The sequence below is a fragment of the Streptomyces sp. NPDC021225 genome, assembly GCF_044332865.1.
In the GTDB taxonomy this organism is placed as follows: Bacteria; Actinomycetota; Actinomycetes; order Streptomycetales; family Streptomycetaceae; genus Streptomyces.
The window spans coordinates 643,321-658,733 of sequence record NZ_JBIRPV010000004.1; the positions used below are offsets into that span (position 1 = coordinate 643,321).

Below are 15,413 nucleotides of genomic sequence, written 5' to 3' on the forward strand. Positions count from 1 at the left end.
GTACGAAGGGCCATCGTAGGGCGATCTTCTCGTCCCTCATGCCCGAGGCCGACATGCGGAGCGCGGCCCGCTGCTGCCCCGTGAGGCCGTCACCGCCGGGCGGATCGCCGTCGCCGGCTCACCTGTCCGCCGGCTGGAAGCCGCGCAGCCGGAGGCTGTTGCCGACCACGAACACGGAGGAGAAGGCCATGGCGGCCCCGGCGATCATCGGGTTGAGGAGCCCGGAGGCCGCGAGGGGGAGCGCGGCGACGTTGTAGGCGAAGGCCCAGAAGAGGTTGGACCTGATGGTGCCCAGCGTCTTGCGGGAGAGGCGGATGGCGTCCGGGGCCGCCCGGAGGTCGCCGCGCACCAGGGTCAGATCGCCCGCCTCGATGGCGGCGTCGGTTCCGGTGCCCATCGCCAGCCCGAGGTCGGCCTGGGCGAGCGCGGCCGCGTCGTTGACCCCGTCGCCGACCATCGCCACCGAACGGCCCTCGCCCTGAAGGCGCTTGACCACATCCACCTTGTCCTGCGGCATGACCTCGGCGATCACCTGCTCGGGGGCTATGCCCACCTCCGCGGCGACCGCCTCGGCGACGGTCCGGTTGTCGCCGGTCAGCAGGATGGGGGTGAGGCCGAGGGAGCGCAGCCGGCTGATCGCCTCCGGGCTGGTGTCCTTGACGGCGTCCGCCACCTCGAGGACCGCACGCGCCTCGCCGTCCCAGGCGACCGCGATGGCGGTGCGCCCGGAGGCCTCGGCCTCGGCCTTGGCGCGCTCCAGTTCGGTGGGCAGCGAGATGGTCCATTCGGCCAGCAGCTTCTCGCGGCCGACCAGCACGGCGTGGCCCTCGACGACGCCCTGGACACCGAGGCCGGCGAGGTTGGCGAAGTCCTCGGGGGCGGGCAGGGCGCCCACCCGGGCGCCGGCGCCGGCGGCGACGGCCTGGGCGATGGGGTGTTCCGAGGAGTGCTCCAGGGCGCCCGCGAGCCGCAGGACGTCCGTCTCCTCCGTGCCCTTGGCGGTGTGGACGGCGAGCAGGGCCATCCGGCCGGTGGTGACGGTGCCGGTTTTGTCCAGGACGATGGTGTCCACCTTGCGCGTGGTCTCCAGGACCTCGGGGCCCTTGATCAGGATGCCGAGCTGGGCGCCGCGGCCGGTGCCGACCATGAGCGCGGTCGGGGTGGCCAGGCCCAGGGCGCAGGGGCAGGCGATGATGAGGACGGCGACCGCGGCGGTGAAGGCGGCGGACAGGCCCGCGCCGTTGCCGAGCCAGAAGCCCAGGGTGCCGAGCGCCAGGGCGATGACGACCGGGACGAAGACCGCGGAGATCTTGTCGGCGAGCCGCTGGGCGGCGGCCTTGCCGTTCTGCGCGTCCTCCACCAGCTTGGCCATGCGGGCGAGCTGGGTGTCGGCGCCGATCCGGGTGGCCTCGACGACCAGGCGGCCTCCGGCGTTGAGCGTGGCGCCGGTGACGCCGTCGCCCGCGCCGACCTCGACGGGCACGGATTCGCCGGTGAGCATGGAGGCGTCGACCGCGGAGGAGCCCTCGACGACCGTGCCGTCGGTGGCGATCTTCTCCCCGGGCCGGACCAGGAACCGGTCGCCGACCTTCAGCTCGCCGACCGGGATCAGCTCCTCGCGGCCGCCGCGCAGGACGGTGACCTCCTTGGCGCCCAGCTCCATCAGCGCCTTGAGCGCCGCCCCCGCCTTGCGCTTGGACCGCGCCTCGAAATAGCGGCCGGCCAGGATGAAGGCGGTGACGCCGGCCGCGGCCTCCAGATAGATGTTCCCGGCGCCGTCGGTGCGGGCGATGGTGAACTCGAAGGGGTGGGTCATGCCGGGCGTCCCGGCCGTGCCGAAGAACAGGGCCCACAGCGACCACAGGAACGCCGCGCTCGTGCCCACGGAGATCAGGGTGTCCATGGTGGCCGCGCCGTGCCGGGCGTTGGTCCAGGCCGCCCGGTGGAAGGGCCAGGCGGCGTAGGTCACCACGGGCGCCGCCAGCGTCAGCGACAGCCACTGCCAGTACTCGAACTGGAGCGCCGGGACCATGGCCATCGCGATCACGGGGACGGCGAGCGCGACGGCGGTGGTCAGCCGCTGGCGCAGCGGCCGCAGCTCGTCGGACGCCTCCTCCTCCGCGTCCGCGCCGCCGTCGGAGGCGGACCCGGTGCGCCCGCGGTCCGGCTCGGGCTCCCGCGCGGTGTAGCCGGTGGCCTCGACGGTGGAGATCAGGTCGGCGACGGCGATGTCCTCCCGGAAGGTGACCTTCGCCTTCTCGGTGGCGTAGTTGACGGTGGCCTCGACCCCGTCCATGCGATTGAGCTTCTTCTCGATCCGGGCCGCGCATGAGGCGCAGGTCATGCCGCCAATGGCGAGTTCGACCTCGGCGGCGCCGGGCGTGGTGGTGGTCATGTCTGCTCCTCGCAGCTCACGGGATGGCGGGCGGGGCCGCGGCCGGTGGCCCCGCCCGGGTGGGGCGGGTCAGGCGTCGGCTCGGCCGACGAAGGCGTAGCCCGCCTCGTCGACGGTCTTGGCGAGTAGCTGGTCGAACGCCTCGTCGGGCGCGGCGGAGCTCGTCACGGTCACCAGGCCGGTGCCGATCTCGACCTCGACGGCCTTGACGTCGTCCAGGGCGCCCACCGCCTTGGCGACGACGCCCTGGCAGTGAGCGCTGCCGACGCCCTCGACCCGGTATCGGGTGGTGGACGTGGTGTGGCAGCTTCCCTCGGGGGTGCAGCAGTCCGACATGGGATCCTCCGTCGTCGATCGAGATACCCTGGTGGGGTATCGCTGTGGCGTGTTCCTGTATACCCCCCACCCGTATCCTTCGCAAGGCCGTGGCCGACTTGACTTCATACCCCCGGGGGGTATGTTGAGGTCACGATATGCGGCTCCGCCGCGTGGGCACGGAGGCCGCGAGCACGGGCGGCCGGAAGACGAGGAGTGCGTCATGAACACCGGACTGCGGATCGCCGCATTCGCCGCCGCGCTCGCCGCGACCTTCGGCACCGCGTACGGCGTGGGCAGCGGGGTCGGCGAGATCTCACCCGAGCCGTCGGGCGGGGCTCACCAGGGACACTCGGCCCCCTCGCACGGCGAGAGCGGTGACGGAGGTCACGGGCAGGGCCATGTCGGAGGCCAGGAGTCCGCTCCGCCCGGAGGCCTCCAGGTATCCGAAGGGGGCTACAGCCTCGATCTGAGGACTCCGCGCCTCGAGGCGGGCAAGAGCGCCGACCTGCGCTTCTCCGTCGTTCGGGACGGGACGGGGCGCCCGCTCACCGCGTACGCCCGCGAGCACGACAAGGAACTGCACCTGATCGTCGCCTCACAGGACCTGGCGACCTTCCGCCATCTGCACCCGACCAGGGCGGCCGACGGCACCTGGTCCACCCCCGTGAAACTGCCCGAGGCCGGCGGTTACCGGGTCTTCGCCGACTTCAGGCCCAAGGGCGGGGAAGGGCTCACCCTGGGCGCCGACCTGGCCGTCTCCGGGGCGTACGAGCCGGCGGCGCTGCCCGCGCGGAACGCCAAGGCCACCGTCGACGGCTACGAGGTCGAGCTGGGCGGCGCGCTGACGCCGGGCCGCAGCGGCGAGCTCACCCTGACCGTCACCCGGGACGGCAAGCCGGTGCGGGACCTCCAGCCCTACCTCGGCGCCTACGGCCACCTGGTCGCCCTGCGCTCCGGCGACCTCGCCTATCTGCACGTCCACCCGAACGGCGAGCCCGGAGACGGAGAGACGAAGCCCGGCCCCGAGATCTCCTTCACGGCCACGGCGCCGAGCGCCGGCGCCTACCGCCTGTTCCTGGACTTCAAGCACCAGGGCAGGGTCCACACCGCGGCCTTCACGGTGCACGCTGCCGCGCCTACCTCAATTGAATGAGTCGGAATTCTCTCAATTGGTGTATTCGGATTTCGGCTAAGCGTACGAAGATGCAGGCCAGGTCATTTTCATAGCCTCCGAGGGATGGAAAAAGACGCCGCGGATTTTTCCGCGGTAATACACCCCATTTCCTTTCGGAAGAGCTGAAGTCGTGATTCCTCCTGCCTCTCGCGTACGTCCCGCCCTCGATCAGCCCGGCCGCCGCCGCAAGCGCATGGTGGGCGCGGCGGTGGCCGCGGGCCTGGCGCTCGGCGCCCTGACGGCGCCCGCGGCGGGGGCCGTGGGCCACGGCCCCCTGAGCGGTGCCAAGACGGCCGGTGCCAAGACCGGCCCCAAGCTCGACACCGGTTCCCCGGTACGGGTCAACCAGGTCGGCTACCTCACCCATGGCCCCAAGCAGGGCACCGTCGTCACCAGCGCCACCAAGCCCCTGAAGTGGACCCTCCGGGCCGCCGACGGCACCGCGCGGGCACGCGGGACCACGACCCCCGCCGGTGTCGACCCGAGCTCCAGGCAGAACGTCCAGACCTTCGACTTCAGCAAGGTCACCGCCAAGGGCAAGGGATACACGATCAACATCGACGGGAAGCAGAGCGAACCGTTCTCCATCGATGACAACATCTACAGCCCGCTGGTCCGTGACTCGCTGGAGTACTTCTACCAGAACCGCAGCGGCATCAAGATCGACACCGACATCGTCGGCGGCAAGTACGCGCGCCCCGCGGGCCACGACAAGGCCGCCCCGCACGGGGGCGACACCAACGTGCCGTGCCAGACGGGCGTCTGCGACTACCGCCGGAATGTCTCCGGCGGCTGGTACGACGCCGGCGACCAGGGCAAGTACGTCGTCAACGGCGGTATCTCCGTGGCCCAGCTGATGTCGGAGTTCGAGCGCACCAAGACCACCAAGGGCGCCGACGCCAAGCCGCTGGGCGACGGCAAGCTCCGGGTGCCCGAGCACGGCAACGGCATCCCGGACATCCTCGACGAGGCCCGCTGGGAGATGGACTTCCTGATGCGCATGCAGGTGCCCAAGGGCAAGCCGCTCGCCGGCATGGCGTTCCATAAGGTGCACGACAAGGAGTGGACCGGGTTCCCGACGCGGCCGGACCAGGACAAGCAGCAGCGCGAGCTGCACGCGCCGTCCACCGCCGCCACGCTCAACCTGGCGGCCACCGCCGCCCAGAGCGCCCGCCTCTTCAAGCCCTACGACCCGCAGTTCGCCGCCCGCAGCCTGCACGTGGCCAAGACCGCCTGGGCCGCTGCCAAGGCAAACCCGAACATGATCGCCAGTGACCAGGACTCCACGGGCGGTGGCGCGTACGGCGACGCGAACGTCAGCGACGAGTTCTACTGGGCCGCGGCCGAGCTGTTCATCACCACCGGTGACAACGCCTACCGCACGGAGCTCCTCCAGTCGCCGCTGCACGGCGACGTCGAAGCGCTCTTCCCGCGCACCAGCGCCGTGTCCTGGGCATCGACCGCGGGCCTCGGACAGCTCGACCTGGCCACCGTGGACAACAAGCTCACCGCCAAGCAGCGCGCCGACGTGCGCAAGACGGTGATCCGGGCCGCCGACCGCTACGCCGCGGAATCGGAGAAGTCGGCGTACGGCGTCCCGTACGCGCCGAAGGACGGCAAGTACGAGTGGGGCTCCAACAGCCAGGTGCTGAACAACATGGTCGTGCTCGCCACCGCACACGACCTGACCGGCAAGACCCGCTACCGTGACGCGGTGCTGCGCGGCATGGACTACCTGCTGGGCGCCAACCCGCTCAACCAGTCCTATGTCACGGGCTACGGCGAGCGGAGCTCCCACAACCAGCACCACCGCTTCTGGGCGCACCAGATCGACCCCAAGCTGCCGCACCCGGCCCGCGGGTCGCTGGCCGGAGGCCCGAACTCCGGGCTGGAGGACCCGGTCGCCCAGAAGAAGCTGAAGGGCTGCGCACCGGCGATGTGCTACACCGACAACATCATGGCGTTCTCCACCAACGAGATCACCATCAACTGGAACGCCCCGCTGGCCTGGATCTCCTCCTACGCCAACAACCTGGGCAAGGACATGGCGGCCCGGGGCTGAGCCCCGGTCCGTCCGAGTGACACCACGCCGCAGAGGGCGGCCGCGCACCTGGCGCGGCAGCCCTCAGCGGTTGACGGGGCACGGGGCGAGGGCCCTAGGAGATGGTGATGGCCAGCTCGTCGTCGGTGAAGGTGCCGTGGGCGGGGTTGATGTCCGTTTCCCCGCCGCGGCCGTCGCAGCCCCGGTCCGGGTTGAACATCAGATAGGTGCCCGAGGAGCAGCCGATGGCGATCTCGGCGTCGCCGCCGAGGACCACGCTGCCGGAGAGATTGGCTCCGCCCTGGACGATGGCGTTGTCCTTGACCACGACGTTGCCGCCGACGGTGGCGCCGGAGTTGACCCAGGACAGGCCGTCGATCCGGGCGTTGCCGGTGACGGTCGAGTTGCCGTACACCGCGGCGCGCGGCCCGACATAGGCGGTGGCCGCGACGTTGGCGCGGTTGTCGACCCAGCCGCCGCCGTTGGAGTGCCAGTGTCCGCCGCCGGTGGCGGTCGGCTTCTGGTAGCCCGGCTCATAGCCGGAGGGGACGGCGCCGCTGATCCGGAACTCGTACGGGTAGCGGTAGTTCTTGGTGTAGCCGTCGAGGTAGGCGTAGTGGTGCACGGTGGTCGGGGTGCCCGTGACCACCAGGTACACCTCCTTCTCACCGGCCTGGGTCTGGAAGCTGAGCTGACCGTCGGCGCTGGTGGAGACGGGTCCGTAGCGCGGGGTGCCGTTCTTGACCGCGACGAAGCCGTAGGACCAGCCGGACCCGGCGGCCCCGTTGACATGGCCCTTGAGGTGCAGTTTGATCAGCGCCCCGTCGTTGCTGGGCACCAGCTTGATCTTGTTGTAGCCGTAGTCGGACGGGGCGAGCGCGTCCGGGATGGCGTAGTGGCCGGTGGCCTGGTTGACCGCGTTCACCGGGACGCCGTTGTACGCGTTGATGAAGCCCGCGCCGTAGACGTTGTTGATGAACGGCATGATGTGGGACCGGTTGGAGTAGTCGTAGGTGACCTGGCGCTGCCCGTACTCGGCGACCCGGGTGTTCAGCTGCTCCTGGGTGAGGTTGTTGATCCGCCGGTAGGCCTCCAGCGGGTGCTCGTTGTTCCTCGCCTGGTTCCAGATGTCGGTGAAGGTCTTCATCCCGCCGTAGCGGTCGACCAGATACTGCACCAGCATCCAGTTGCCGTAGTGGTGGCGGCTGGAGGAGTAGGCCAGGTTCTCGGTGCGCAGGAACCGGGTGAGATCGCCCGCGCCCCCGTCCGGGTACACCTGCATCGCCATGTACTCGGCGCCGGTCTCCCAGAACGTCCCGGCCGAGGGGTCGGTCAGCCCGGCGCCGCCGCCCTTGCCCATGAACGTGTAGTTCTGGAACACATGGCCCAGCTCATGGGCCAGTCCCCAGGAGCCGGGCTGGGCCGCGCCGGGGGCGATGTTGATCACGCCGACCCGGCCGTCGGCCTGGCCGCCCGTGGCCCAGGCGTTGAGGTTGCTGTTGTTCCAGGTCTGGGTGATGATCACGTCGATCTTGTGCTGGGCCAGCAGGCCCGTCTCCGGCGTGAACTTCAGCGTGTTGACGTAGAAGGAGTACAACTGCTCCAGCTGGCTGAGGATGTTGTCGGGGTCGAACCGGTACTGCCCGGAGGCGTTCTTGGGATCGGTGCCCGACTTTTCCCCCCACAGCAGAATGAAATTGTTCGACTCCTTGGTTCTGTTCTGGGCCCACGGCACCTCGCCCGTGGCCGCCCAACTGGGCGGGATGTACACCGTCTTGGCCGCCGCTGCGGTCGGTCCCTGCTGGCGCGCGGCCGCCGGTGTCACGCCCAGTGCGACGGTGAGTGCCAGCATGGCCGCCGCCACGATTAATCGTCGCGGCCATGTCAATAACAGGGATCTCATGCCAGATCCTCCGTTCCGATGGGAATCCCGTGGGGCGAGGGAATGGTCCCACGGGAGCGCTCCCACGGCTACGGTCCGCGGATCGATGACGTCGTCCCACGGTCGCACCTACAACCATCCGACCCCCTCGCATGTCTCCTGGATGACGCAAACAGCGTCCAGAGGTAATAAGGGGGATACATGAAGCTTTCTCGCTATATGGCCGCCACCGCGGTCCTCGCCTCCGCCGTCGCCGGCACCGCGGCCCTGGCCCCGCAGGCCACGGCCGCCACCAGGGCGGCGTACAACGGGGTCTGCGGGAGCGGCTACAAGGTGGTGAACTCGGCGCCGATCGGTCAGAAGGGCACCGTCTACCTGACGTACAACGCCACGAAGGGCAAGAACTGCGTGGTCACCGTCCGGAACGCCGCGGGTTCCGCGGTCCCGATGTTCGCCTATCTCTATGCGTACGACGGCGAGTACCAGGAGGACACCGGCAACTACACGTCGTACGCGGGCCCGGTGTACGTCTCCGCGCGCGGGAAGTGCGTGGACTGGGCCGGTGGCATCGACAACCAGTCGACCTGGACCTACGGGAGCAACTGCGGGTCCCTGAGGGAGCACCGGGTGACCAAGGGCTGGTGACCGGTGGCCGGTTCGCCGCCGGGTCCGGGGAATGCGCGCATCCGTGCGGGTGTTGAGGTGGTACGTTCCGGCCGGACACCCCCGGGGTGTCGCGGTACCTGCCCCCTGCGGAAAGGCTCTGAACTGTGGCGGCCAGCCTCTCGGACGGCTTGAAGAAGTACCTCGATGAATCACGCGCCTTCGCGACCGTGGCGACCATCTCACTGGACGGCCGCCCTCACCTGACGGTCGTCTGGGTCATCCGCGACGGCGACGACCTGTTGTTCTCCACGACCGTGGACCGGCTCCAGGGCAAGAACCTCCGCCGTGACCCGCGGATAACCGTGATGGTCAACCCGCCGGAGAACCCGTACGTCTACGCGGAGGTGCGTGGCACCGCCACCCTCACCCCGGACACCGACAAGGAAGTGCTGAACAAGGTGTCGCAGAAGTACACGGGCAAGGACTACGCCACCTTCAACCCGGCATCCAAGGACGACGGTGAGCGTCTCGTCGTACGGGTCACTCCGACCAAGGTCGTGGGCAAGCTCTGACACACCGCACCCCCCGCGTCCCGCCCGATGGGCCGCGGGGGGTGTTCCGCGCTCAGCCCCGTCGCAGGGCGGCCAGCGTGGCGTCGAGGTCGGCGGGGCGGGGGCGGTTGTGGGGGAGCCGGGCGAGGAGCGCGGCCATGCCGCAGGTGTCGGTGAGCGCCGAGAAGACCAGACCTCCCGCGATGCCCGCCGAGACCAGCCGCCAGGCCGGGTGCAGCAGGCCGAGGCCCAGGCCGGTCAGCACGACGGCCCCGGCGGTGAAGCGGACCTGGCGCTCCATGCTCCAGGTGGCGCGGGAGGCGGCCGTGGGGTGGTGCAGTTCATGGCCGCGGTCCGCCCAGGCGCCGGTCCCCCCGGTCAGGGTCGCGGCGGCCACCCCGTGCTCGGCGAGCGTCTCGCACGCCTTCGCGGAGCGGGCGCCGGACGCGCAGACCACCAGTATCCCGCCCCTCCCGGCGGCCTCCTCGATCGCGGGCAGGGCGCGGACGAGCTGCTCGAGGGGGATGTTGTGGGCGCCGGGCAGATGCCCCGAGGCGTACTCGCCCGGTGTGCGGACGTCGATGACCGTGAGGTCGTGCAGCCGGGCGCGGGCCTGGTCGGCGGTGCAGGCGTGGGGAGCGTTCATGGTGGATGCCATCCTGAGTGTTTGTCGACGATGCCCCGGGCGGGGAGTAAATTACCCCTAGGGGTATTTCGTGGAGGAGTTTTCGTGGAACTGGATCTCGCCAGCGCGGAGCTGAAGGCCGTGCTGAACCGGTTGCGGCGTGCCCAGGGGCAGATCTCCGGCGTGATCCGGATGCTCGAGGAGGGGCGGGACTGCGAGGACGTCGTCACTCAGCTCGCCGCCGCGTCCCGCGCCCTGGACCGGGCGGGCTTCGCGATCATCGCCACCGGGTTGCAGCAGTGTCTGACCGATGTCGAGGCGGGCGGAAACGCGGACGAGGACCGCGAGCAGATGCGCGCCAGGCTGGAGAAGCTGTTTCTCTCGCTCGCGTGACCGTGACGCTCATGCGATCACGTCGATCAGCATGAACGCCGCCACCGCCAGCAGCACCGAGGCGAAGACGCGGCGGAGCGCGCCGCCGGAGACCCTGGCCGCGAGGCGTTTCCCGTCCCAGGCGCCGAGGATCGCGGTCCCGGTGAAGGGCGCGAGGACCGCCCAGTCGATGCCGTGGGCGCTGCCGCCGCGGGTGAGCAGCGCGGCAAGCGAGTTGGCGGTGATGACCAGCAGGCTGGTGCCGACCGCGGCCCGCATCCGCAGGCCGACCGCGCCCACCAGAGCCGGTACGGCGAGGAAGCCGCCGCCCACGCCCAGCACGCCCGTCACGGCGCCGAGACCGGCCCCGGCCGCGGCCGCCCGGTTCGGCCGCACCGGACGGTCGTCCTCCGGGGCGGGCGCATGGCGGAACATACGCAGCGAGGCGGCGGCCGCGACAAGCGCGAACGCCCCGGTCAGCAGGGCCGGCGGCAGCCGGCCGGCGACCAGTCCGCCCAGGGCCGCGGGCAGCAGCCCCGCGGCCGCGAAGAGCGCCCCCGTACGCCAGTGGACCTGGCCGTCGCGCGCATGTGCGTACAGCGCGGTGGCCGAGGTGGCGGTGACCAGGATCAGGCTCGCGGTGGTGGCCGCGGCGGGGGAGAAGCCGAGCGGATAGATCAGGGCGGGGACGGCCAGCACGCTGCCGCCGCCCCCGAGCGCGCCCAGCGCGAGGCCGATGACGGCCCCGGCGGCCAGGGCGAGGAGCGGTGCGCTCACGCCGTCGCGCCGCCGTCGCCCGGGCCGCCGGAGACGACGGGGAGCCCGGCGTTCCGGGCGGAGTCGAAACCGTCGTCGACGGCCACGACGGACCGGTCGGCGGCGTCCAGCAGCGAGGCCGCGACGGCGGCCCGCGCACCCCCGGCGCAGTGCACCCACACGGTGCCCGGCGGCACCTCCGCGAGCCGGTCCCGCAGCTGGTGCAGGGGGATGTGCACCGAGCCCGCGAGATGCTCCCGGGCGCGCTCGGACGCGCGGCGTACGTCGAGGACGACCGTGTCCGTGGCCCGGTCCGTGTCCCGGTCCGCGGTCCGGGCGGCGAGTTCGGCGAAGGTGGCACGCGGGAAGGAGCGCGGGCGCTCCCCGTCCCGCAGCCATCCCGCGAGGGGGCCGGTGGCGGCGGCAGCGGGCCGGTCGACGCCGACGCGCACGAGCTCGCGCTGGGCGGCGGCGAGCTGCCCGGCCGACTCGGCGAGCAGGGTGACCGGCTTGCCCCAGGGGATCAACCAGGCCAGATGGGTGGCGAGTTGGCCGTCGGCCGCGAAGTTGAAGGTCCCGGCGACATGACCCTCGGCGAAGGCGACGCGGCCGCGCAGGTCGACGACCCATTCGCCGGCCGCCAGGCGCGCGGCGATCTCGTCGGCGTCCGCGCGGGCGGGCGGGGTCAGATCGACGGGCGCCGGTCCGGCGGCGTTGGCCGGGCCCATGTGTGCGTAGTACGCGGGTATGTCGTCGAGCCCCGACAGCAGTCGGGCGACGAAGGTGTCGGCGTCCTCGGCGACCGCCTCATTGGTGGCGCGCTGCTCGCCGATCGTGGTCGTGTCACCCGTGGCCGGCCCGGAGGAACAGAAGCTCCCGAAGCCGTGGGTGGGCAGCACGGCGGTCTCGTCCGGCAACTCGGCGGCGAGCCTGCGGACGGAGCCGTGCTGGGCCCGGGCCAGCCGCTCGGTCAGCCGCGGTTCCACCAGGTCCGGGCGCCCGACCGTGCCGATGAGCAGGGACCCGCCGGTGAAGACGGCCACCGCGCGCCCGGCCTCCTCCAGCACATACGCGGTGTGGTGCGGGGTGTGGCCGGGGGTGGCCAGCGCGCGCAGCGCCAGCCCGCCGTCGATGTCCACGGTGTCGCCGTCGTCGACCGGCACCCGCTCGTAGGCCACCCGCGCCCCGGCGGGGACCAGGTAGGCGGCGCCGGTGAGCCGGGCGAGCTCCAGGCCGCCGGTCACATAGTCGTTGTGCACATGCGTCTCGACCACATGCGAGACGCGCACTCCCCGCCGGGCGGCCATGGCGATGACCCGGTCGATGTCGCGGGGCGGGTCGACCACCACGGCCGTCTCGCGGCCGCCGGCCAGATAGCCGCGGTTGCCCAGCCCCGGCACGTCCACGGTGTCGATGAAGAACACCTGCGCTCTCCCTTCGTGTGTGATTTACCCCCCGGGGTATATCGCCGACCCTAGCAGAATTACCCCCGGGGGTATCTGGGCGGCCGCCCCGGGGGCTAGAAAGCGCTGTCTCCAGCAGTCGGCGACAAGGTCCGAGGGGTGTCCGCCGGGGACGACAAAGTGGCACTGCACAGGCCGTGTTCGGCGAAACGGGCGTCTGATGTCTTGACAGGGATCGCTGACAGCGCTTTCCATGACTCGGCCGCAGCGCGGCACCCATCCCGAGGAAGGGGTCGATGATGACACCTGTACACCCAGCCGGGCGCGCCGGACGCGTCAGACGCGGGCGGCTGCTCGGCCCGCTCGTCGCGGTCGCCCTGGGCGCCCTCTCGCTGCTCGGGCAGCCCGCCACCGCCCTGGCCGCCGACGTGCCGGGTGGAACCACGTACTACGTGGACTCGCGCTCGGGGGACGACAGCGCCCCGGGCACCAGCGCCACCACGTCCTGGCGGAGCCTCGACCAGGTCAACCGGACGACGTTCCAGCCCGGCGACCGCATTCTGCTCAAGGCCGGCGGGTCATGGCAGGGACAGCTGTGGCCCAAGGGGTCGGGGGAGGAGCACCGGCCGATCGCGATCGGCGGCTACGGCAAGGGGCCGAAGCCGCGGATCCAGGGGGAGGGGCGCGTCGATGACGCGGTCCGCCTGTTCAACCAGGAGTACTGGGAGATCCGCGACCTCGACGTCAGTAACGAGGTCCCCGCCACCGGCACACCCGGCGAGAACCTGCGCGACCTGCGCGGCATCCACGTGTCGGGGGACGACTCGCGGCGGCTCGACCACTTCGTCATCGAGCGGGTCGATGTCCACGACGTCACCGGCGAGGTGAACTGGATCAGCGGCAGCGTCTCGAACAACGCCCCGGGAATCCACTTCAAGACGGGCTGGGACGGCTCCAAGAAGACCGGTGGCATCATCTTCGACACCACCGTGCCCGACATCACCACGCCGCCCGCCGCCCCGACGGTCCTCAACGACATACAGGTGCGCCACTCCACGGTGCGCAACACCTCGTTCGCGGGGATCGTGGTGAAGCAGTACACGGGTGACGGGAAGGACGCGGACGGCAACACCATCGCCACGCCGACCGGTTGGGGCACCCGCACCTCGGCTGGCGACACCACCTTCACCCCGCACACCGACGTCACCATCCGGGACAACTACATCACCCAGGCCGGCACGGCCTACGGGTGCAACGGGGTGTATCTGACCAATGTGCGCGGCGCCCTGGTCGACCACAACGTCGTGGACGCCACGGGTACCTCGGGCATCGAGACGTACTACTCCGACGACGTGGTGATCCAGCGCAACGAGGTGTACCGGACGCAGCAGAAGGCCGGGGGCGCCGACTCCAACGGCATCGACGCGGACAAGGGCACCACACGGGTCGTCATCCAGTACAACTTCGTCCATGACAACGGCGACGGCCTCCTGCTCTGCCAGTTCGCGTTCGGCGATGTCGTGGTCCGCTACAACATCCTCAGCGGCAACTCCCGGTACCCGTTCTATCTGCACTCCGACAAGGCGGCCACCGCCGAGGTCTACAACAACACGGTGTCCAACACCACCAGCCGCTATGTCGTGTACGGCTACGGCTCCTCCCTCGCCGCGCGCTACGACCTCCATGACAACGCCTTCTACTCGTCGGTCGCCGACGCGTCCCTGACGACCAGCCCGACCATCACCTACTCCCGCAACTTCTACGGCGGCGCCACGCTGCCGGTCCCCGCCACCGACACGGCGGCCCGCACGGGCGACCCGCTGTTCCGGGACCCGGCCGTATCGGGTCCGTACGGCACCGCCGCCACCGGACCGCAGCTCAAGACGGCCCTGGGCCTCGCCCCGGCCGAGGGCTCACCGCTGATCGACACCGGCGCGGCCACCGCGGACAACGGTGGCCGTGACTACATCGGCACCCGGCTCTACCAGGGCTCCCCGGACCTCGGCGCCGTCGAGTACCGGAGGTGACGGCCGTGCCCGGCCGGTGGCCGCGCCACCGGCCGGGCACACCGCAACGCGTGCAGGTAAAGACTGGTAGAGAGGGGAAGGTGACCCATGACCATCCCGAATCCACCCCGCGCGACCGGCCCGGCCGGACCCGCGACCAGTGGCGCTCCGTACGTGCGGAGCTGAACCGGCGCCGGTCCGACCTGACCGCCCGCGCCGCCGAAGCCTTTCCCGCCCACCGGCGGGTGGCCGGCACCCCCCTTCTCGCCCGGCCCGGGTGGATCCCCGACCGGCCCGTCCCGCTGGAGCGGGTGCGGCTGGTGTGGACCGGCGAGGCCCCCGCCACTGAGGTGGACGGGCACAGCCCCGCGCTCGACCCCATCCGGCCGCTGCGCGACGACGGCACACCGTATGCCTCCTACTCCGACGCCGTCGGTGAGCTGGCACGCCCCCGCCTGTTCGAAAACCGCGCGTGTTACCGGCTGCTCCGGGTGAGGGGCGGTGACGCACCCACGCTCACCTTCGGCCGCGGCCACTACTTCGACGTCATCGACATCTGCGAGGCCGTGGCACACGAGTTCGCCGCGGCCTCGCTCGGCGGCGGCACGCCCCGCACGCCGTTCCGCGCTCTCGTCGGCGACCCGACCGATCTGACGCGCCGCCCGGTCATGGCGGCCGTCAGCACTCTCCTTCTGCGCCAGGACACGGCCCATCACGCCGAATTCATCCTCCACTGGCGCGATCCGGCGAAGGTCGCCACCGGGGGCGGGCTCCACCAGGTGACGCCGGTCGGCATGTTCCAGCCGTCCCACGACGCCCCGTGGAACGAGGCCAACGACTTCGGCCTGTGGCGCGCGACCGTCCGGGAGCTCAGCGAGGAACTGCTGGGCACGAGCGAGGACTACGGCAGCGACACCGCCCCCATCGACTACGACGGGTGGCCCTTCCACCGGGCCCTGGGCGAGGCGCGCGCCTCCGGCGCGGCACGTGTCCACTGGCTGGGGCTCGGCGTGGACCCGCTGACCTTCGTCACCGACATGCTCACCGTCCTCGTCCTGGACGCCGAGGTCTTCGACGAGCTCTTCCGGGACCTGGCCGCGACCAACGACGAAGGACATCTCGTCGGCGTCGAGGACGGCACCGGCCGCTCCCTGGGCGTCCCCTTCCGGGCCGACCACATCGAGCGGCTCACCACCGTCGAACCCATGCAGCCCGCCGGCGCCGCTCTGCTCAGGCTCGCCTCGCTCCACCGGGACGCATTGCTGGGACGGGCCTGACCCGGCC

At 71.2% G+C, this 15,413-nt stretch carries 13 protein-coding genes; 7 read left to right on the forward strand and 6 right to left on the reverse strand.

Annotated features, from left to right (window positions below; genetic code table 11):
* Positions 1 to 118: 118 nt before the first annotated feature.
* Entirely contained in the window at positions 119 to 2,395 is a 2,277-nt protein-coding gene (locus ACH4S9_RS21230) for a heavy metal translocating P-type ATPase (RefSeq protein WP_398373543.1), read from the reverse strand.
* A 69-nt stretch (positions 2,396 to 2,464) separates the two neighbouring features.
* Positions 2,465 to 2,731 (reverse strand): heavy-metal-associated domain-containing protein, encoded by a 267-nt coding sequence (locus tag ACH4S9_RS21235; RefSeq protein WP_398373544.1) that lies wholly within the window; start codon positions 2,729 to 2,731, stop codon positions 2,465 to 2,467.
* A gap of 202 nt (positions 2,732 to 2,933) precedes the next feature.
* Between ACH4S9_RS21235 and ACH4S9_RS21240 the strand changes: the two genes are divergently transcribed.
* Positions 2,934 to 3,866, forward strand: coding sequence for a hypothetical protein (locus tag ACH4S9_RS21240; RefSeq protein ID WP_398373545.1), 933 nt, complete (start codon positions 2,934 to 2,936; stop codon positions 3,864 to 3,866).
* A 214-nt stretch (positions 3,867 to 4,080) separates the two neighbouring features.
* Complete coding sequence (locus ACH4S9_RS21245; RefSeq protein ID WP_385349051.1) at positions 4,081 to 5,949, forward strand: glycoside hydrolase family 9 protein; 1,869 nt, start codon at positions 4,081 to 4,083, stop codon at positions 5,947 to 5,949.
* 94 nt (positions 5,950 to 6,043) lie between these two features.
* Here ACH4S9_RS21245 and ACH4S9_RS21250 read toward each other — a convergent pair whose 3' ends face one another.
* Positions 6,044 to 7,780, reverse strand: a complete 1,737-nt coding sequence (locus ACH4S9_RS21250; protein WP_398373546.1) for a DUF6055 domain-containing protein — start codon at positions 7,778 to 7,780, stop codon at positions 6,044 to 6,046.
* Between the two features lie 231 nt (positions 7,781 to 8,011).
* On the opposite strand from ACH4S9_RS21250, the gene ACH4S9_RS21255 reads away from it, so the two are divergent.
* Positions 8,012 to 8,455 carry a spore-associated protein A gene (locus tag ACH4S9_RS21255; protein ID WP_385349034.1) on the forward strand — a complete coding sequence of 148 codons (444 nt, stop codon included), beginning with the start codon at positions 8,012 to 8,014 and terminating at the stop codon, positions 8,453 to 8,455.
* Between the two features lie 125 nt (positions 8,456 to 8,580).
* Positions 8,581 to 8,988, forward strand: a complete 408-nt coding sequence (locus ACH4S9_RS21260) for a PPOX class F420-dependent oxidoreductase (RefSeq protein ID WP_311729000.1) — start codon at positions 8,581 to 8,583, stop codon at positions 8,986 to 8,988.
* A 52-nt stretch (positions 8,989 to 9,040) separates the two neighbouring features.
* Here the strand turns inward: ACH4S9_RS21260 and ACH4S9_RS21265 are convergent, their stop codons facing one another.
* Positions 9,041 to 9,613 carry a rhodanese-like domain-containing protein gene (locus ACH4S9_RS21265; protein WP_398373547.1) on the reverse strand — a complete coding sequence of 191 codons (573 nt, stop codon included), beginning with the start codon at positions 9,611 to 9,613 and terminating at the stop codon, positions 9,041 to 9,043.
* Positions 9,614 to 9,697: 84 nt separating this feature from the next.
* On the opposite strand from ACH4S9_RS21265, the gene ACH4S9_RS21270 reads away from it, so the two are divergent.
* A complete protein-coding gene (locus ACH4S9_RS21270) occupies positions 9,698 to 9,985 on the forward strand; it encodes a metal-sensitive transcriptional regulator (RefSeq protein WP_311729002.1) in 288 nt (95 codons plus the stop codon).
* A gap of 9 nt (positions 9,986 to 9,994) precedes the next feature.
* Here the strand turns inward: ACH4S9_RS21270 and ACH4S9_RS21275 are convergent, their stop codons facing one another.
* Both ACH4S9_RS21275 and ACH4S9_RS21280 read right to left on the reverse strand, forming a co-directional pair.
* Complete coding sequence (locus tag ACH4S9_RS21275; protein ID WP_398373548.1) at positions 9,995 to 10,741, reverse strand: sulfite exporter TauE/SafE family protein; 747 nt, start codon at positions 10,739 to 10,741, stop codon at positions 9,995 to 9,997.
* A complete protein-coding gene (locus ACH4S9_RS21280) occupies positions 10,738 to 12,144 on the reverse strand; it encodes a rhodanese-like domain-containing protein (RefSeq protein WP_398373549.1) in 1,407 nt (468 codons plus the stop codon). Before ACH4S9_RS21280 ends, ACH4S9_RS21275 begins: the two co-directional genes overlap by 4 nt.
* 275 nt (positions 12,145 to 12,419) lie before the next feature.
* On the opposite strand from ACH4S9_RS21280, the gene ACH4S9_RS21285 reads away from it, so the two are divergent.
* Positions 12,420 to 14,150: a right-handed parallel beta-helix repeat-containing protein gene (locus ACH4S9_RS21285; RefSeq protein WP_311729005.1), complete on the forward strand. Its 1,731-nt coding sequence runs from the start codon at positions 12,420 to 12,422 to the stop codon at positions 14,148 to 14,150.
* Between the two features lie 80 nt (positions 14,151 to 14,230).
* On the forward strand, positions 14,231 to 15,406 hold the full coding sequence (locus ACH4S9_RS21290; RefSeq protein ID WP_398373550.1) for a hypothetical protein: 1,176 nt from the start codon (positions 14,231 to 14,233) through the stop codon (positions 15,404 to 15,406).
* The last annotated feature ends 7 nt before the right edge of the window (positions 15,407 to 15,413 follow it).